At 70.1% G+C, this 16,790-nt stretch carries 16 protein-coding genes; 6 read left to right on the top strand and 10 right to left on the bottom strand.

Annotated features, from left to right (window positions below; all coding sequences use genetic code 11):
• Window positions 1-78 precede the first annotated feature (78 nt).
• The 3 genes from ABDW61_RS14605 to ABDW61_RS14595 all read right to left on the bottom strand — a co-directional run bounded on the left by ABDW61_RS14605 (window position 79) and on the right by ABDW61_RS14595 (window position 4,772).
• On the bottom strand, window positions 79-936 hold the full coding sequence (locus ABDW61_RS14605) for a J domain-containing protein (RefSeq protein ID WP_343639606.1): 858 nt from the start codon (window positions 934-936) through the stop codon (window positions 79-81).
• Between the two features lie 118 nt (window positions 937-1,054).
• A complete protein-coding gene (locus ABDW61_RS14600; protein ID WP_343639605.1) occupies window positions 1,055-3,271 on the bottom strand; it encodes a sodium-translocating pyrophosphatase in 2,217 nt (738 codons plus the stop codon).
• A gap of 283 nt (window positions 3,272-3,554) precedes the next feature.
• Window positions 3,555-4,772 (bottom strand): citrate synthase family protein, encoded by a 1,218-nt coding sequence (locus ABDW61_RS14595; RefSeq protein ID WP_343639604.1) that lies wholly within the window; start codon window positions 4,770-4,772, stop codon window positions 3,555-3,557.
• Window positions 4,773-5,019: 247 nt separating this feature from the next.
• Between ABDW61_RS14595 and ABDW61_RS14590 the strand changes: the two genes are divergently transcribed.
• From ABDW61_RS14590 to ABDW61_RS14575, 4 genes are all read left to right on the top strand, one after another.
• Window positions 5,020-6,000, top strand: a complete 981-nt coding sequence (locus ABDW61_RS14590) for a tripartite tricarboxylate transporter substrate binding protein (protein WP_343639602.1) — start codon at window positions 5,020-5,022, stop codon at window positions 5,998-6,000.
• A gap of 23 nt (window positions 6,001-6,023) precedes the next feature.
• A complete protein-coding gene (locus ABDW61_RS14585; protein ID WP_343639600.1) occupies window positions 6,024-6,977 on the top strand; it encodes a 2-hydroxyacid dehydrogenase in 954 nt (317 codons plus the stop codon).
• Window positions 6,978-7,112: 135 nt separating this feature from the next.
• Complete coding sequence (gene ppa, locus ABDW61_RS14580; protein WP_343639598.1) at window positions 7,113-7,652, top strand: inorganic diphosphatase; 540 nt, start codon at window positions 7,113-7,115, stop codon at window positions 7,650-7,652.
• A gap of 208 nt (window positions 7,653-7,860) precedes the next feature.
• Complete coding sequence (locus tag ABDW61_RS14575; protein ID WP_343639597.1) at window positions 7,861-8,919, top strand: hypothetical protein; 1,059 nt, start codon at window positions 7,861-7,863, stop codon at window positions 8,917-8,919.
• Window positions 8,920-8,953: 34 nt separating this feature from the next.
• On the opposite strand, the gene ABDW61_RS14570 is transcribed toward ABDW61_RS14575, so the two are convergent.
• Entirely contained in the window at window positions 8,954-9,778 is an 825-nt protein-coding gene (locus ABDW61_RS14570; RefSeq protein ID WP_343639596.1) for an AvrPphF family type III effector, read from the bottom strand.
• 71 nt (window positions 9,779-9,849) lie between these two features.
• Complete coding sequence (locus tag ABDW61_RS14565; RefSeq protein ID WP_343639595.1) at window positions 9,850-11,064, bottom strand: GNAT family N-acetyltransferase; 1,215 nt, start codon at window positions 11,062-11,064, stop codon at window positions 9,850-9,852.
• A 58-nt stretch (window positions 11,065-11,122) separates the two neighbouring features.
• On the opposite strand from ABDW61_RS14565, the gene ABDW61_RS14560 reads away from it, so the two are divergent.
• Both ABDW61_RS14560 and ABDW61_RS14555 read left to right on the top strand, forming a co-directional pair.
• Window positions 11,123-13,243, top strand: coding sequence for an NAD(+) synthase (locus tag ABDW61_RS14560; protein ID WP_343639593.1), 2,121 nt, complete (start codon window positions 11,123-11,125; stop codon window positions 13,241-13,243).
• A gap of 121 nt (window positions 13,244-13,364) precedes the next feature.
• Window positions 13,365-13,703, top strand: coding sequence for a P-II family nitrogen regulator (locus ABDW61_RS14555; protein WP_343639592.1), 339 nt, complete (start codon window positions 13,365-13,367; stop codon window positions 13,701-13,703).
• Window positions 13,704-13,804: 101 nt separating this feature from the next.
• Here the strand turns inward: ABDW61_RS14555 and ABDW61_RS14550 are convergent, their stop codons facing one another.
• The 5 genes from ABDW61_RS14550 to ABDW61_RS14530 form a co-directional block, all read right to left on the bottom strand.
• Window positions 13,805-14,182, bottom strand: a complete 378-nt coding sequence (locus ABDW61_RS14550) for a diacylglycerol kinase (RefSeq protein WP_343639590.1) — start codon at window positions 14,180-14,182, stop codon at window positions 13,805-13,807.
• Between the two features lie 19 nt (window positions 14,183-14,201).
• Window positions 14,202-14,759, bottom strand: a complete 558-nt coding sequence (locus ABDW61_RS14545; protein ID WP_343639589.1) for an RDD family protein — start codon at window positions 14,757-14,759, stop codon at window positions 14,202-14,204.
• A 9-nt stretch (window positions 14,760-14,768) separates the two neighbouring features.
• Entirely contained in the window at window positions 14,769-15,485 is a 717-nt protein-coding gene (locus ABDW61_RS14540) for a DUF3106 domain-containing protein (protein ID WP_343639588.1), read from the bottom strand.
• A gap of 125 nt (window positions 15,486-15,610) precedes the next feature.
• The gene (locus ABDW61_RS14535) at window positions 15,611-16,129 is read right to left on the bottom strand and encodes a DUF3619 family protein (protein ID WP_343639586.1); all 519 of its coding nucleotides are present in this window, start codon (window positions 16,127-16,129) and stop codon (window positions 15,611-15,613) included.
• A complete protein-coding gene (locus ABDW61_RS14530) occupies window positions 16,126-16,692 on the bottom strand; it encodes an RNA polymerase sigma factor (protein WP_343639641.1) in 567 nt (188 codons plus the stop codon). The genes ABDW61_RS14535 and ABDW61_RS14530 overlap by 4 nt, the downstream gene beginning before the upstream one ends.
• Window positions 16,693-16,790: the final 98 nt, after the last annotated feature.

The following is a 16,790-nucleotide window of genomic DNA, read 5'->3' as shown; positions in this document are numbered from 1 at the left end:
CGGGAGGGGCCATGCCCTTGCGACGGAACGTCCGCGGACGGCGCGAAACGCAGCGGCACGGCGCGAGCGGGCCGCGCGTCAGAGCGAGGCGGCGATGCCGCCCCCCATGCGCTGCTGGCGCTGGCGCAGGAAGGCCTCGGCCATGCTGGACGCGGGCTGCAGGCGCTGGCCGATGTAGAGCTCCTGGCGGCGCTCGGTGATCTGGGCGCGCAGCCGGCTGGCCATGATCGCGAGCGGATCCAGGCCTTTCTTCTCGGCGCGCTCGATCGATGCGCCGAGTTCATGCATCGCGTGGTTCTTCAGCAGCGCCAGATGGGCCTGGACCACGCGCAGCCGGCCTTGCACGGCGCGCTCGGCGCCGCGCAGCCATTCCATCACCGCGTCGGCGTCGCCGCCGCGCACCTTGACCGGGCTTTCGCCGGCGGCCAGCAGCAGCGCCTCCAGGCGGCCGCGGTCGCAGGCGGCGTAGGCCTCGTTGACCTCGGCCATCTTGCGTTCGCGGCGGGCGCGCTCGGCGTCATCGGGCGCCAGGTCCGGATGCAGCCGCTTCGCGGCGCGCCGGTACAGCGTCTTCAGCGGGGGCGGCCCGACCTGGATCAGTCCGCCTTCGGGCTCCGCCGGAAGCGGGGCGCCGGCCGGGAGCATCGGCAGCTGCGGCATCGCCGTGGCGCGCGGGGGCTCGGGGGCGCGGTGCTCCAGCCCGTTGCGGGCCAGGGCCTCGTGCAGGTAGCGCATCGCGCAGTAGAGCTGGGATTCGAGGGCGTCCAGCTCCATGTAGAGCGGGCCCAGCGCGCCGACGTAGCGATCCACGAAGCGCTGCATCCACTGCCGGCAGTCCGCGTACTCGGCCTCCTGCGAGGCGAGGTAGCGTTGAAGCTCGGCCAACTGCTCGCGGCGGCGTTCGAATTCGCGCGGCGTGATGGCCTGGCTGAGCATGTTGAGCGGAGTCCCGGATCGATGGTGGTGCTGATCGCGGATTTTGCCGCGCCCGCAGGGCCCTTCAAAGCGCAAACAGCCCCCTGGGGGGCTGTTTTTCTCAGCGTTTTCACCAAGCTCAGGGCGCGGATGCCGCGCTGGCCTCCGTGGCCGGGGCGCTGGCGCCTTCGGTCGGCCCGCTGGCCACCACCTCCGGCACGCCGGCCGGCATCGAGGCGTCCGCGGCCGGCGCGGTGACCGCCGGCGGCGTGTGGCCGCCCGCGGCCGGCCCGGTGATGCCCACCGCCGGCAGCAGCGGCACGATCAGCAGCGCCACGATGTTGATGATCTTGATCAGCGGATTGACCGCCGGGCCGGCCGTGTCCTTGTAGGGGTCGCCGACGGTGTCGCCGGTCACCGCGGCCTTGTGGGCATCGCTGCCCTTGCCGCCGTGGTGGCCGTCCTCGATGTACTTCTTGGCGTTGTCCCAGGCGCCGCCGCCGGTGCACATGGAGATGGCGACGAACAGCCCGGTGACGATGGTCCCCATCAGCATGCCGCCCAGCGCCGCCGGCCCCAGCGCCAGGCCGACGACGATCGGCGCGATCACCGGCAGCAGCGACGGCACGATCATCTCCTTGATCGCGGCGGCGGTCAGCATGTCGACGGCGCGGCCGTACTCCGGTTTGGCGGTGCCTTCCATGATGCCCTTGATGTCGCGGAACTGGCGTCGGACCTCTTCCACCACCGAGCCCGCCGCGCGCCCCACCGCTTCCATCGCCATCGCGCCGAAGAGGTAGGGGATCAGGCCGCCGATGAACAGCCCCACGATCACCATGTGGTTGCTCAGGTCGAAGCTGACCGTCATCCCCTGCGACTCCAGCGCGTGGGTGTAGTCGGCGAACAGCACCAGCGCGGCCAGCCCGGCCGAGCCGATCGCGTAGCCCTTGGTCACCGCCTTGGTCGTGTTGCCGACGGCATCCAGCGGGTCGGTGATGTCGCGCACGCTCTCGGGCAGCTCGGCCATCTCGGCGATGCCGCCGGCGTTGTCGGTGATGGGGCCGTAGGCATCCAGCGCCACGACGATGCCGGCCATGCTCAGCATCGAGGTCGCCGCGATGGCGATGCCGTAGAGCCCCGCGAGCTTGTACGCGACCACGATCGCGATGCACACGAACAGCACCGGCCAGGCGGTCGAGCGCATCGACACGCCCAGCCCCGCGATGATGTTGGTGCCGTGGCCGGTCGTGGAGGCCTGCGCCACGTGCTGCACCGGCTTGTAGTCGGTGCCGGTGTAGTACTCGGTGATCCAGACCATGCCGGCGGTCAGCGCCAGGCCGACGAGGCAGGAGAGGAACAGCGCGGTCGCGCCGATGGTCTGGCCGCCGGGCAGCGTCAGGTCCTGCGGGAACAGCGCGCGGGTGATGAACCAGAACGCGATCGCCGACAGCACGCCGGCGACGATCAGGCCCTTGTAGAGCGCCGGCATCACGTTCTTCATGCCGGGGCTGGCCTTGACGAAGCCGCAGCCGATGATGGACGCGATGATGGACGCGCCGCCCAGCACCAGCGGATAGACCAGCGCCGCGGCGGACATGCCGCCGAAGGTCAGCGCGCCCAGCGCCATCGTTGCGATCAGCGTGACGGCGTAGGTCTCGAACAGGTCGGCCGCCATGCCGGCGCAGTCGCCGACGTTGTCGCCCACGTTGTCCGCGATCACGGCCGGATTGCGCGGATCGTCCTCGGGGATGCCGGCCTCGACCTTGCCCACCAGGTCGGCGCCGACGTCGGCGCCCTTGGTGAAGATGCCGCCGCCCAGCCGCGCGAAGATCGAGATCAGCGACGAGCCGAAGGCCAGGCCCAGCAGCGGCTTGAGCGTGTCGCTGTCGGCATGGGTGCCGTTCTGGCTGATCCACATGAAGAACAGGCCCACGCCCAGCAGGCCGAGCCCCACCACCAGCATCCCGGTGATGGCGCCGCCCTTGAAGGCGACGTTCAGGGCCGGGGCCATGCCCTGGGTGGCGGCCTGGGCGGTGCGCACGTTGGCGCGCACCGAGACGTTCATGCCGATGAAGCCGCAGGCGCCGGAGAGCACCGCGCCGACGATGAAGCCCACCGCCGTCTGCCACTTCAGGAAGATCCCGATCAGCACGGCCAGCACGACGCCGGCGATCGCGATGGTGCGGTACTGCCGGGCCAGGTAGGCCGCGGCGCCCTGCTGGATCGCGCCGGCGATCTCCTGCATGCGCGGATTGCCGGCATCCTGGCTCAGGATCCAGCTGCGTTGGATAAAGCCATAGAGCACCGCCGCCAGCCCGCAGGCCAACGCGAAGTACAGCGCCAAACTCGTCGACATGTGTGTGTCTCCTCTCGCTGATCGCCATCCTGTGAAGACGTTCCATCCAGCGGGCGCCGGGCCTGCGCGCACGCAACAGCAACAGTCCGTCGGATCATGCTAAGGCCGGGCCTCTCGCATGGCATGAGCGTTTACCAGCGGATCGCCGGCCCTTGCAAGTGTGGTGTCAGGCTTTGCGGGGCCGTGTCGCGGGAGTGAGGCAAGGACTGGCCCCCGGGCATGGCGTCTGCCGGGGCGGCAGGTTTTACGCGTCCTTGACGCCCGGCCGGCCGGCCGGGGCCGATCAACGCTTGCGGCGGGCCTTGCGCGGATCGGCCGGCTGCGCCGCGCGGGGGCCGGTGTAGCGGCCGCGCGGGCGGATCACCGAATCGACGCCGAGCTGCTCCATGCTGTGGGCGAGCAGCCCCACGCTGCGCGCGATCGCGAAGAGGGCGAAAGCCGCGTCGCGGGGCAGACGGTGGCGCGCCGCGAGGGCCGCCAGCGCCACGTCCATCGAAGGCGGCAGGCCGGTCAGCGCGACGACGCGCTCGATCAGCCGTGCGATCGCGGCCGGCGGCTTGAAGTCGGCCAGCAGCGACGCGGCGCGCGGATCGCCATCCGGATAGAGGTGATGGCCGAAGCCGGGAATGGGCGTCGCCGAGGAGAGATGGCGATGGACCACCGCGTCCGCGCCGTCGCGCTCGACCTCGTCGAACAGCGCGCGCACGCGGCCCGAGGCGTCGCCGTGCAGCGGGCCGGAGAAGGTCGTCAGGCCGGCCAGCAGGCAGGCCGGCAGCGAGGCGCCGGTCGATGCGGTGATGCGCGCGGAGAACGCGGAGCTGGTGATCTCGTGGTCCGCCGCGAGCACCAGGGTCTTGCGCAGCAGCGCGGCGACGGCGCGGGACTGGCCCCAGCCGCGCGCCAGGCGCTCGTGCAGCGGCCGTGCGTCCTCGTCCGAGGCGCCGAAGGCGCACGCCAGCCGGCCCACGAGCGCTGCGGCCTCTTCGGCCAGTACGCGCGCGACGCGGCCGCGCGTCGAATGGCCCGTCGCGGTCAGCGCGGCCAGTTCGGTGAAGGCGCGGGCGCGGCCGGCCGGCAGCGCGGAGACGGCCTGCAGCGCCGGCGTCATCGCGGGACCTTTCACGGCCGGGGGACTCGGGAAGCGCGGCGGCTGCTCGACGTTCCACAGCAGACGCGCCGCGTCCTCGAGCGTGGCGGTCGCCGCGAGCTCGACGACATCGACACCGCGATAGAACGGCCGGCCGCCGGAGAAGGTCGAGATCGAGGTCGGCAAGCTGGGCTCGGCCCCGAACAGCGTGGTCGCCGCGAGGGTCTCGCGCGTGCGTCCCGTCTCCTTGCGGCGCAGTAGCGCCTTCACGTCCTCGGCGCGATAGAGGCTGCGGCGCGAGTCCTCCGGATCGGGCGACACGCCGATGCGGCCGCGGCTGACGTAGGCGTAGATCGTCTGCGGACGCACGCCCAGCGCATCGCGCGCTTCGTCCAGGGTCATCCAGGTGGGCATCGGCCGGGCGCGTTCGTCCGCGGAATCGTTGATCGGTCCGTCAATGTAATCGTCAACGTCAACCACGTACAGACCGCGAAACAGGCGACTACGTCGAAATAACGGCCGTGTTCATCGGGTCACGTTGATCTTGATGATCAATATTGACCCGTCATTCGGCCACTGCCAGCATGAGTCCACGCGACATCGACGAGCACCAGTCAGAAGCGCTCGCGATGCCGATCCTGGACCCCTCGGAGACAACCGCATGCATCCCACCCGCCGCGCCGCCGTGCGCTCGATCCTCGCTTCCGCCTGTCTCGCGTCCGCGGGCGCGTTCGCCCAGTCCGCCAGCGCGGGCGCCTTTCCGGCCAAGCCGATCACCATCGTCGTCGGCTCGAGTCCGGGCAGCACCACCGACGGACTGGCCCGCGCCATCGGCACGGAGATCACCGCCGCGACCAAGGTGCCGGTGATCGTCGAGAACAAGGCCGGCGCCAGCGGCGGCATCGCGGCGCAGTCGGTGGCCCGCGCGGCCGCCGACGGCTACACGCTGTTCATGACGACGAACACGACGCAGGCCGCCAATCCGCATCTGTTCCGCAAGCTCGCCTATGACCCGGTGAAGGACTTCGCCCCGGTGGGCGCGCTGGTCAAGGGCTATCTGCTGCTGGTGACGAATCCGCGCCTGCCCGCGCGCAATGTCACGGAGCTGTCCGCGATCGCCAGGAAGCAGCAGTTGACCTTCGGCGCGGGCAGCTCGTCGGCGCGCGTGGCGGCGGAGCTCTTCCAGCAGATGACGCGCACGCAGCTGACCTACGTGCCCTACAAGGCGAATCCGCAGGCGATGGTGGATCTGGTGGGCGGACAGGTCGACCTGATGATCGTGGACCTGACGACCAGCCTGCCGCAGGTCAAGGCCGGCAAGCTCAAGGCGCTGGGCGTGAGCAGTCCCCGGCGCTCGCCGCTGGTGCCGGAGCTGCCGACGATCGCCGAGGCCGGTCTGCCCGGCTACGAGATCAGCTACTGGAACGCCGTCTACGCGCCCGCGGGCACGCCGGCGTCGGTGATCGACCGCATCAACGCGCTGATGCAGAAGGCCATGACGGCCGAGACCGTCAAGCGCTTCGTCGAGCAGAACGGCATGGAGCCCTTCACCTCCACGCCGGCCGAGCTCGCGAGCTTCCAGGCCGCCGAATACAAGCGCTGGGGCGAGGTCATCAAGACCGCCGGCATCCAGCCCGAATGACGCCATCGCCAACAGGAATCGCCATGAAGCCTCACATCCTCCAACTCAATCCCATCCTCGTGCCGGCCATCAACGCCCGGCTCGAAGCGCTGTACACGATGCACCGGCTGTTCGAGCAGGCCGATCCGGACGCGTATCTCGCGGCGCATGGCGCATCGATGCGCGGTGTGATCACCGGCGGGCACACCGGCATCTCGCGCGCGATGATGGAACGGCTGCCCGCGCTGGAGGTGGTGGCGGTGAATGGCGTCGGCACCGATGCGGTCGATCTGGCCTACGCCCGTTCGCGCGGGCTGCCGGTGACCGGCACCTTCGGCGCGCTGACCGAGGACGTGGCCGACATGGCGCTGGGCCTGCTGCTGATGACCTGCCGTCACCTCGGCGCGGTCGATCGCTTCGTCCGCGGCGGCCTGTGGCCGAAGTTCCCGCAGCCAGGCGCGCTGCCGCTGGGGCGGCGGGTCAGCGGGATGCGGGTGGGCATCGTGGGTCTGGGGCGCGTGGGCCGCGCGGTGGCGCAGCGCCTGGACGCCTTCGGCTGCCCGGTGCGCTACACCGACCTCAAGGAGATGCCCGGGGTGCCCTGGGCGTTCGAGCCGGATCTGGTCCAGCTCGCCCGCGACAGCGACGCGCTGGTCCTCTGCGCCGCGGCCGACCAGGCGCGTGACCTGATCGACGCGCCGGTGCTGGACGCGCTCGGACCGCGGGGTTTCCTGATCAACGTCGCGCGCGGGCGGCTGGTCAAGGAGGCCGATCTCGTCACTGCCTTGCGGGACAAGCGGATCGCCGGCGCGGGCCTGGACGTCTTCGCCGACGAGCCCCATGTCCCGGCCGCGCTGCTGGACATGGACAACGTCGTGCTGCAGGCGCATCGCGCCAGCGCCACCGAGGAGACGCGGGCGGCGATGGGCGAGATGGTGCTGGCCAGCCTGGCGCAGGCGCTGGCCGGCGAGCGGCCGGCGCACAGTCTGACGACCTGATGACGGAGTCCGGCGCCGGGGCGGCAGGCGCAGGCGTCTCGGCAGGCGCGTCAGGGGCCATTCGGGCGAGCCTCTAGAATCGCGGCTTTTCCGGAACGCTCCGGGATTCCTCCGCATTCACCGCTGTCCACCACCATGAGCCTGCACAAAGTCACCCCCGGCGCGAAGGCGCCCGAGCAGTTCAACGTCGTCATCGAGATCCCGATGAACGCCGACCCGATCAAGTACGAGGTCGACAAGGAAAGCGGCGCGCTGTTCGTCGACCGCTTCATGACGACGGCGATGCATTACCCGTGCAACTACGGCTACATCCCGCAGACGCTGGCCGATGACGGCGATCCGGTGGACGTGCTGGTGATCACGCCGTTCCCGCTGACGCCGGGCGTGGTCGTGACCTGCCGCGCGATCGGCGTGCTGCAGATGGACGACGAAGCGGGCGGCGACGCCAAGCTGCTGGCGGTGCCCACGACCAAGATCCTGCCGATCTACGAGCACTGGACCAAGCCGGAAGACATCAACCAGATGCGCCTGAAGGCGATCCAGCATTTCTTCGAGCACTACAAGGACCTGGAAGCTGGCAAGTGGGTCAAGGTCAAGGGCTGGGAAGGCCCCGAAGCCGCCAAGAAGGAAATCACCGACGGCATGGCCAACTACGCCAAGGCCCAGCAGGCCTGATCCGGCCAGCTCCTCGAGAAAGCGCCCCGCGGGGCGCTTTTTTTCTGGCGTTTCGAGCCACGCCGGTTCGTGTGAGGAACGAGATCGGTGGACAGGCGATCACTGGCCCGGCAGAACCTCGAATCGAACAATTCGGCGCATTGATCGTCCATGCGGACGTGGTCTCGTGACAACTGACGGGCTCGTTCAACGAATTGCCCGTCATCCCATGAAGCTGGTGTCCGTTCTGCGCAAAGCGCTGTCTTCCTCGACCTCCCCGGCCTGCGAGTCGCCCGGGGCCGAGGCCCTTCGCCCGCCGCCCCGCTGGAGCGGTGCGTACGCCGCCCGCTGGACTGCCGCTTTCAAGGAGGCCGGCGCCGTCCACGCGGCCATCGCGGCCGATCTCGGCCCGGGCCGCCGGTCGCCGACGACCGAGACGTTCGCGGCCAGCGCGGCACCCGAACGTCCGCTGCCGCTGGCCACGCGCGTCGAGGTGACACACCCGGCTGCCGCGAAGGCGGCGGGGCAATTGCATGCGTCGTGGCTGTCGAGCGGATCGATGTCCAGCGCCCGCAGCCTGGTGATGGCTTCGCCGCGCGTGCGGGACTCGATCCCCTGGGCAGCCGCTTGTGCCGAACACCGGGTGGCCGTGGTGGTCGATGTCGGTGATCGCGATGAAGCGGGCCGGCTCAATCACTGCATGCGCAGCACTGCGCCGGCCGTTCTGGAGCACCACACCGTGGCTTTCAAGGCGGCGAACACCAGTCTCACGGGGCACGTGCTGGAGAAGCGCATGCCGGAGCTGGGCCCGGACGCCTTGTTGCGCGACGTCACGGCGGTGATGCAGCCGCATCGAAAGGGCGCCGATGGCCGGGCGGCCGCGGCCGATTGTTCTGTCGCGGTGGATGGCGAGCAGCGCGGTGCCGGGGCCCTCGAGCAGCGAATGGCCTGGCTGCGGATCCCGGGTGCGCGCGATGAGGCCATCGCGCCGGGGGCGCTGCTCGCGACCTGTCGTCACTTGCGCGGACTGAAGCTCCAGGGAGATCAGACCATCGCCTTCATGAGCCCGGATGGGGACCGGCGCTCCGCCGTGTTCGGCGCGGCCTGGGAGATCCAGCAGCAGATCGATGTCGGCGGCTGGAACGCGTCCCTGTTGCCTGAACTGGTGCGGTCGGTCTGCATGCGCGTGGGCATGCACCGCGATCCGACGGCCTTCAAGATGAAGGAGGACGTCGCCTCGCTGCTGGCGTTCGCGTCCTTGGCCCTGGAGGAGCGCAGCCGCGCCTGATGCGCGCGGGCCGCGCGGTGCTGGCCGCTCCCGCTCAATCAACGCGGGTCACAGGCACCGACGCGCCGGCGGGCAGCGTGACGATCAGCGCGCGAGCGCTGTCGTCCTGGCCCGACGGCGCCCGGACGTCGAGGAAGACGTCACCGCCGCCCGCGCGGCGGATATCGCCGAGCGTCATCTTGACCGGCACGCGACCATGGGTGGACGCATAGTTCATCGCGGCCTGGTAGGCGTCGGGACCGAACATGACGTTCAGCGCCGGATCCGGCAGATGGAGCGCCAACATCGTTGCCGGCATGAACTGCCCCGGCATGTACGGATTGGGCGCGAGGGCGAGGTGGTTCCTGATGGTGGCGCCCGCGGCTGGATGACCCTCCAACCGGCCGTCCTGGATACGGTCTCTTTCCGTCGCCCGGAAGAACTCCGACGCATCGGTCAGCTTCAGCTGACTGACCGGATCATGCTTCGTCAGGAACGCCGCGCGCGCTGCCTTGGGCAGCGTGTTGATCGAAGGCAGGACCTCCCCATTCCGCTGCACGTAGGACTCCCCTTGCAGTCCGATGGTCGAGTGACCCGAGCGGGAGGAGGACGCCAGCGCCGCGCGAGGCCCAGGGGACGCGCCTTGCGCCGACGGGCTCGCGCCTCGCGGCGATAGCGCATGGTGTCCCATCGTGCCAGCGGCGGGCGAGGAGCCTGTTGAAGAGGACGAATTGGCTTCGAAAGCCCCAGTTCGCCTGAGCACTGCGTCAGAGGCCCGCGGGCTGAGGGGTTTGGAGGAAAAACATCCCATCCGTATTTCCTTGGTGTGTCCATCAAACGTGCGGACGGCCGCATGGCCGGTCGGCAGTGTCGAGGTCACCGTGGATGCCCTAGGCCCTGGATGCGAAGTGCAGGCGCCGGATGCGAACGATGGTTCGCCATTCATGGATGTCAATCGGGACGTTCGAGCTCCGGTGCGGCTTTGAACGGCTGATGCCGCTCCAGCTCATCGATGTATTCCTCCATCGCCTCGCCCTCGCGCCGGAGGAAATCGGCGACCGCCTCGCGGAACTGCGAGTGCGCGAGCCAGTGCGCCGAGTACGTCGCCACCGGCATCAGCCCGCGCGCCATCTTGTGCTCGCCCTGCGCGCCGCCCTCGAAGCGGCGCCAGCCGTTCTCCAGGCACCAGGCCAGGGGCTGGTAGTAGCAGGCGTCGAAGTGCAGGTTGGGGATGTAGCGCGTCGAGCCCCAATAGCGCCCATACGCGGCGCGCTGCGATTCATCGATCGCCACCAGCGACGCCGCAACGCGCGCTCCCTGCTCGTCGCGCGCGACGAACATCAGCCAGTGCTCCGGCATGTCGGCGGCCATGCGGGCGAAGAAGTCGCGCGTCAGGTAGGGCTTGTTGCGGTGGGCGAGGTAGGTCCGCGTGTAGCACTCGTAGAAGAAGTCCCAGTCGCCGGGCGTGATCGCGCCGGCGCGCAGCGACTCGAAGCGGATGCCGGCCGCGGCGACCTTGCGCTGCTCCTGCTGGATCTTCTTGCGCTTGTCGCGGTGCAGCGTCGCGAGGTAGTCGGCGAAGGACCTCGGCACGCCGTCGCCGGTCCAGTGGAACTGCACCTGCTGGCGCGCCAGCCAGCCCTCGCCGGTGAGCGCGCGCTGGTCGCGCTCGTCGCCGAACAGCACATGCGCCGACGACAGCTCCGCCCGCGCCGCGAGCGCCCGCAGCGCCTTCACCAGCCATTGCCGCGCCGCCTCGTCGCGCGCCAGCAGACGGCTGCCCGGCACCGGCGTGAAGGGCACCGCCACCAGCAGCTTGGGGTAGTACGCGAGCCCATGGCGCTCGTAGGCATCGGCCCAGGCCCAGTCGAAGACGTACTCGCCGTACGAATGCCCCTTCAGATACGCCGGGCACGCCGCGATCAGCGTGCCCTCGTCCCAGACGCTGATGAATTGCGCCTGCCAGCCCTTCTTCGCCACCGCCGAGCCCGAGGCCTGCATCGCCTCGAGGTACTCGAGCTTCATGAACGGCGAGGGCAGCGGCGCGGCCGCCAGCAGCGCGTTCCATTGATCGCGCGGCAGTGCGGCGGGATCGTCGTCGACGCGGATCAGCGGCTGTACGGCGTCCGCCGCGGGCAGGGGGGAAGAAGAGGGCGGGGCGGTCATGCGCGGCAAATCTTAGGGGCAAGTTCAAAGCCCTCGCTTTGGTGGCAGGATGCTCGCCATGCAAGCGTCAACGACCTCCTCGCCCGCCGCCGCGGGCCCGTCTTTCGACAACCTCTACACCCACGATTTCGCCCGCGTCGCCGTCGGCATCCCGCTGTGCCGGGTCGCCGATCCGGCCTTCAACGGCGAGCAGACCGCGCAGCTGCTGCGTGAGGCCGCCGCCGATGGCGCGGCCGTCGCCGCCTTCCCCGAGCTCGGCCTGGCGGCCTACACCAGCGACGACCTGTTCCATCAGCGCGCGCTGCTCGACGGCTGCGAAGCGGCGCTCGCCCATCTGCTGAGCGTGTCCAAGGACCTGCCGACCGTCGCGATCGTCGGCCTGCCGCTGCGCATCGAGCATCGGCTCTTCAACTGCGCCGTGGTGTTCCAGCGCGGCCGGCTGCTCGCGGTGATGCCCAAGAGCTACCTGCCCAACTACGGCGAGTTCTACGAAGCCCGCCAGTTCAACGCCGCCGACGAGGCGCTGAGCGACGAGATCGTGCTGCTCGGCCAGCGCGTGGCCTTCGGCACGCGCATCGTCGCCGCGGCCAGCGACCTGCCGCTGCTGCGCGTGCACGTCGAGATCTGCGAGGACGTGTGGACCCCCATCCCGCCGTCCTCCTACGCCGCCCTGGCCGGCGCGACCGTGCTGGTGAACCTGTCCGCCTCCAACATCACCGTCGGCAAGTCGGGCTATCGGCATCAACTGGTCGGGCAGCAGTCGGCGCGCTGTCTCGCGGCCTACGTCTACACCTCGGCCGGCGCCGGCGAATCGAGCACCGACCTGGCCTGGGACGGCCAGGCCCTGGTCTACGAGAACGGCAGCTTCCTCGCCGAAAGCGAACGCTTCCAGCGCCGCTCGCAACTGGTCGCGGCCGATGTCGACCTCGAGCGGCTCTCGCGCGAACGCATGCGGCAGACCAGCTTCGGCGATTCGGTGCGGCACCACGCCCCGCTGCTCAAGACCTTCCGCACCGTCGAGTTCGAACTGGGCATCGATCGCGCCCAGCCGCTGCCGCTGCGCCGCCGCGTCGAGCGCTTCCCCTACGTGCCGGCCGACCGCCAGCGCCGCGATGAGCGCTGCAACGAAGTCTTCAACATCCAGGTCCAGGCACTGGTCCAGCGCCTGGTGTCCAGCGGCATTCACAAGCTGGTCATCGGCATCTCGGGCGGACTGGACTCGACCCATGCGCTGCTGGTGGCCGCGCGCGCGATGGACCAGATGGGCTGGCCGCGGTCGAACATCCTCGGCATCACGATGCCGGGCTTCGCCACCGGCACCCGCACGCGCGACCAGGCGCTGCGCCTGATGCGCGAGATCGGCTGCGAGGCCCGCGAGATCGACATCCGCCCCAGCTGCGAGCAGATGCTCAAGGACCTCGGCCATCCGTACGCGAACGGCCAGCCGGTCTACGACGTCACCTTCGAGAACGTCCAGGCCGGCGAGCGCACCAGCCACCTGTTCCGCCTGGCGAATCACACTGGGGCGCTGGTGCTGGGCACCGGCGACCTCAGCGAACTCGCGCTGGGCTGGTGCACCTATGGCGTCGGCGACCATATGTCGCACTACAACGTGAACGGGTCGGTGCCCAAGACGCTGATCCAGTACCTGGTGCGCTGGGTCGCGGAGACGGAGCAGCTCGGCCACGCCGGACGCGAGGTGCTGCTGGACATCCTCGATACCGAGATCAGCCCCGAGCTGGTCCCGCAGGACGTGCGCGCGGACGCCGCGACCGCGGAAGGCAAGGGCCGCGACGCCGGCGCGGCGCTGCAGAGCACGCAGGACCGCATCGGCCCCTACGAGCTGCAGGACTTCAACCTGTTCTACACGATCCGCCATGGCTACGCGCCGGCCAAGATCGCGTTCCTCGCGCGCCACGCCTGGAGCGACAAGGCCCGCGGCGACTGGCCCGACGGCGAGCACGTGCAGCGCAACGACTACCCGCTGGCCGAGATCAAGCGCGTGCTGCGGATCTTCGTCAGCCGCTTCTTCCGCGGCAGCCAGTTCAAGCGCAGCTGCGTGCCCAACGGGCCGAAGGTCGGCAGCGGCGGTTCGCTGTCGCCGCGCGGCGACTGGCGCGCGCCCAGCGATTCCGAGCCGGCCGTGTGGCTCGCGGACCTGGACCGCATCCCGGATTGAAGCGGCCGGCGCGGCCGGGCGCGCGATGACTCCCTTCTCCAATGGCGGGCGCCCCGGCCGGGCGTTCCGTGCTTAAATCACCGCCAGTCCCGCCTGTCATTTCCCTCTCTCGGAGCCCGCGATGAAACAGATCACCGCCATCATCAAACCGTTCAAGCTCGACGAAGTGCGCGAGTCGCTGGCCGAGGTCGGCGCCTCCGGCCTGACGGTCACCGAAGTGAAGGGCTTCGGCCGCCAGAAGGGTCACACCGAGCTGTACCGCGGCGCCGAGTACGTGGTCGACTTCCTGCCCAAGGTGAAGGTCGAGGTCGTGGTCAAGGACGACGAGGTCGACCGCTGCATCGACGCCATCCTCAAGGCCGCCAAGACCGGCAAGATCGGCGACGGCAAGATCTTCGTCACCGCCGTCGAGCAGGTCATCCGCATCCGCACCGGCGAACAGGACGAAGCCGCCGTCTGATCCTCGGATCGCCGCTTTTCAGAACGCGAGAAACAGCAAGGGCGGGGCGCCGGTTGGCGTCCCGCCCTTGTTCATTCCGCGCTGACCAGCGCTCGCGGCCGTCAGCGCAGGTGCTGCCAGAGCGCCGCGGCCCACACGCCGCCCGCCAGCAGCAGTGACAGCAGCACGGCGGCGCTGGCGATGTCCTTGGCGCGCTTGCTGAGTTCGTGAAGCTCGAAGGAGACACGGTCGACCACGGCCTCGACCGCGGAGTTCAGCAGCTCGACGATCAGCACCAGCAGCAGCGAGCCCAGCAGCAGCGCGACTTGCACCCAGTCCCTGCCGACCCAGAAGGCCAGCGGCGCGCCGATGATGGTGAGCCAGGTCTCCTGGCGGAAGGCGCTCTCGCCACGGTAGGCGGCGACCAGGCCGGCCCAGGAATAGCCAGCCGCGTGCAGGATGCGGTTCAGGCCGGTGCGGCCCTTGTGGGGGTTGCTCATCGTCGGGGAAGAAGAGATCTCAGGAATCACCGGCCGGCAGGGCCGACGAGGCGCGCGGCGGCGGGCGCCGCGTCACCAGGCGCGTGCCGCAGAGCACGTCATGCAGGAACTGGCGCTGCGGATGCAGCCGGGCCAGCAGCAGATAGCCGGCGATGCCGGCGGCCATGGCGCCGAAGATCGCGCCGGTGCTGTGGTCCAGGCCCAGCAGGTGCACGCTGGCCAGCGCCGGCAGGAACCAGAGCCAGGACGCCAGGTAGCGCGCGGTGGCGCGCGCCTGGGTCAGCGGTCTGCCTTGGGTGTCGACGACGCGCAGGTGCCAGGCGCGCATCGCCACGGTCTGGCCGCCGCGCGACCAGAACCAGATGAAATAGATGCCCAGCACCAGGAACAGGAAGGCTTGCAGGCCGTGCTGGCCGACCATCGCGTTGCGCTGCTGGGTGAGCGTCGAGTAGAGCCAGCCGGCGATGAAGACGACGCCAAACAGCACGACGCCTTCATAAATGAAGGCGGCGAGGCGGCGCATCAGGCCCGGCGGCGCGTCGTCGCCGGCAGCAGGGGCAACAGGGGCGGAGGTCATCCGGCCAGTTTAGCGGCTGGCTCCGTCGCGCCGGGGAAGCAGTGTGTTCGGGTCGAGCCTGGCATCGCGCGGCGAGCGCAGCGGCCGGCCGGGGGCCGCGCTGGCGCCGGGCAGCGGCGGCTCGGCGCGCTGCGTCAGCAGCACCGTGGTCGCGCCGGGCAGGGCCTGGACGATGGTCGGGCTGGCCGCCGAGCTCAGCGGCGCACGGCCGATCGGCGCATGGCCGCGGTTCGGACGGGACGAGCCCTCGAGGCCGGCGGCCGAGGCCTTCTCGGCGGCCCGTTCCGCCAGGCGCTGGCGCTTCTCGGCCGGGAGCGCCTGGTAGGCCTCCCACTTGGCGCGCAATTGCGATTCCTGTTCCGGCGTGCGCAGCTCGCTGGCGTGCTGGTAGCCGATGCGCGCGCGCTGACGTTCGGCCGGCGACATCTGCGCCCACTCCGCCATGCGTTCGCGCAGGCGCTGCTGGTGCTCGGCGGACAGGGAGGGGTAGCGCGCGGCGATCTCCAGCCACTTGCCCTTGCGAGCGCCGTCGAGCTGGTCCCATTCCTTGGCCAAGGGCGCGAGCGCCTCCTTCTGCGAGGCGCTCAGCGACGCCCAGTTCTGACCGACGACGAGCGCGCCGGGCCCGGTCGCCGGGCCGGCGTGATGGATGGTCGAGGAAGCGCGGGGAGCGGGAGCGATCGCGGACGCCGCCGTCTCCTGGGCGGACACCGCAGCCGCGCTCATGGCCAGCGCGCCGCAGACGGCCGCCAGGCTCAGGCAGCGCGGCAGCGGACGCCAGTCGCGAAGATCAGGGAAAACACCGAGGCCGGGAAAGAGCGGAGAGGTGGGGAGTCTGACCACGCACCGCCTCACTGCGACGATTTCGCTTCGTCGGACTTCTCGCCCTCTTCGGCGCTGGCGGGGGTGTTGGGGTCGGTGCGGTCCTCGTTGAGGTATTCGCGGAAGCCCGGATCGCTGTAAGCGGCCGGCGGCAGCGGCTTGGAGAGCATCTCGGTGTCGAGCTCGGCCGCGCTGCGGATCTGCTCGTACCACTGGCTGTGCTGGATCAGCAGCAGGCCCCCCAGCAGCAGCGCCAGCGGCAGCAGCGCGGCGGCCTTGCGCCAGCGCGGCGTCTTCTCGCCACCGCCCAGCGCCAGCGTGCCGCCACCGACCTGACGCGCGTCGGACGCGGTCTGGGCCGGGGCCGCGGCCCGCGCGGCCATCGCCTTGGCAAGCGCCTGCTCACGCGCGAAGCGCAGCCGCTCCTGGATGTCGCCGGACAAGGTCTCGCTCTGCTCGGTCAGGCCGGCAGCCACCCGCAACCCGAAACGGGTCACGCGCGCTTCAGCCTCCAGCGGCAGCGGCGTTCCTGGCGTGTTCTTCTTCATAGCGAGATTCCCTTGGCTTTCAGCGTTTTGGCCAGCGCATGCACGGCGCGGGAGCAGTGTGTCTTCACGCTGCCCTCGGAGCAACCCATGACCGCAGCCGTCTCGGCGACGTCGAGTTCCTCCCAGTAACGCAGCAGGAAGGCTTCCCGTTGACGCGCCGGCAAGGCGGCCACTTCCTCTTCGATCGCGCCCAGCACCTGAACGCGCGAGACCTCGTCGGCGGCCGACAGCGACCCCATCGAGCCTTCCTGCGTCTCCAGCGACTCCAGCAGGTCGAAGTCGTCGCCGGGGTCGCTCCCCTCGAAGTCCGACAGGTTGCTGAAGACCGCGTTGCGCACCTTCTGGCGCCGGAACCAGTCCATCGTCGCGTTGGACAGGATGCGCTGGAACAGCATCGGCAGCTCGGCCGCGGGGCGGTCGAAGTACTTCTCGGCCAGGCGGATCATGGCGTCCTGGACGATGTCCAGCGCGGCGTCCTCGTCTCGCACCATGTAGACCGTGCGCTTGAACGCGCGGCGATCGACGGATTTGAGAAAGTCGTTGAGTTCTTTGTCTGTGGCCAAAGGGCGGGTGCCGCCGGAGGGCGGGAAGGCAGGCAAAACGGCGCGGATTATGGCACCGGCACTACAAATAGCCATTGCCTCGCGGGCCGCCTGCGGGT

It is taken from the genome of Roseateles sp. (assembly GCF_039595595.1).
Lineage (GTDB): Bacteria > Pseudomonadota > Gammaproteobacteria > Burkholderiales > Burkholderiaceae_C > Roseateles.
Note: the sequence above shows the minus strand (reverse complement) of the source record. Positions and strands in the feature narration are given on the sequence as shown.

Bases quoted from the DNA above. Each gene is read 5' to 3' on its own strand.
- ABDW61_RS14590 (WP_343639602.1), top strand. From the start codon at position 5,020: ATGCATCCCACCCGCCGCGCCGCCGTGCGCTCGATCCTCGCTTCCGCC.
- ABDW61_RS14550 (WP_343639590.1), bottom strand. From the start codon at position 14,182: ATGAGCAACCCCCACAAGGGCCGCACCGGCCTGAACCGCATCCTGCAC.
- ABDW61_RS14535 (WP_343639586.1), bottom strand. From the start codon at position 16,129: ATGAAGAAGAACACGCCAGGAACGCCGCTGCCGCTGGAGGCTGAAGCG.
- ABDW61_RS14560 (WP_343639593.1), top strand. From the start codon at position 11,123: ATGCAAGCGTCAACGACCTCCTCGCCCGCCGCCGCGGGCCCGTCTTTC.
- ppa (WP_343639598.1), top strand. From the start codon at position 7,113: ATGAGCCTGCACAAAGTCACCCCCGGCGCGAAGGCGCCCGAGCAGTTC.
- ABDW61_RS14565 (WP_343639595.1), bottom strand. From the start codon at position 11,064: ATGACCGCCCCGCCCTCTTCTTCCCCCCTGCCCGCGGCGGACGCCGTA.
- ABDW61_RS14575 (WP_343639597.1), top strand. From the start codon at position 7,861: ATGAAGCTGGTGTCCGTTCTGCGCAAAGCGCTGTCTTCCTCGACCTCC.
- ABDW61_RS14585 (WP_343639600.1), top strand. From the start codon at position 6,024: ATGAAGCCTCACATCCTCCAACTCAATCCCATCCTCGTGCCGGCCATC.
- ABDW61_RS14545 (WP_343639589.1), bottom strand. From the start codon at position 14,759: ATGACCTCCGCCCCTGTTGCCCCTGCTGCCGGCGACGACGCGCCGCCG.
- ABDW61_RS14555 (WP_343639592.1), top strand. From the start codon at position 13,365: ATGAAACAGATCACCGCCATCATCAAACCGTTCAAGCTCGACGAAGTG.
- ABDW61_RS14605 (WP_343639606.1), bottom strand. From the start codon at position 936: ATGCTCAGCCAGGCCATCACGCCGCGCGAATTCGAACGCCGCCGCGAG.
- ABDW61_RS14600 (WP_343639605.1), bottom strand. From the start codon at position 3,271: ATGTCGACGAGTTTGGCGCTGTACTTCGCGTTGGCCTGCGGGCTGGCG.
- ABDW61_RS14540 (WP_343639588.1), bottom strand. From the start codon at position 15,485: ATGAGCGCGGCTGCGGTGTCCGCCCAGGAGACGGCGGCGTCCGCGATC.
- ABDW61_RS14595 (WP_343639604.1), bottom strand. From the start codon at position 4,772: ATGCCCACCTGGATGACCCTGGACGAAGCGCGCGATGCGCTGGGCGTG.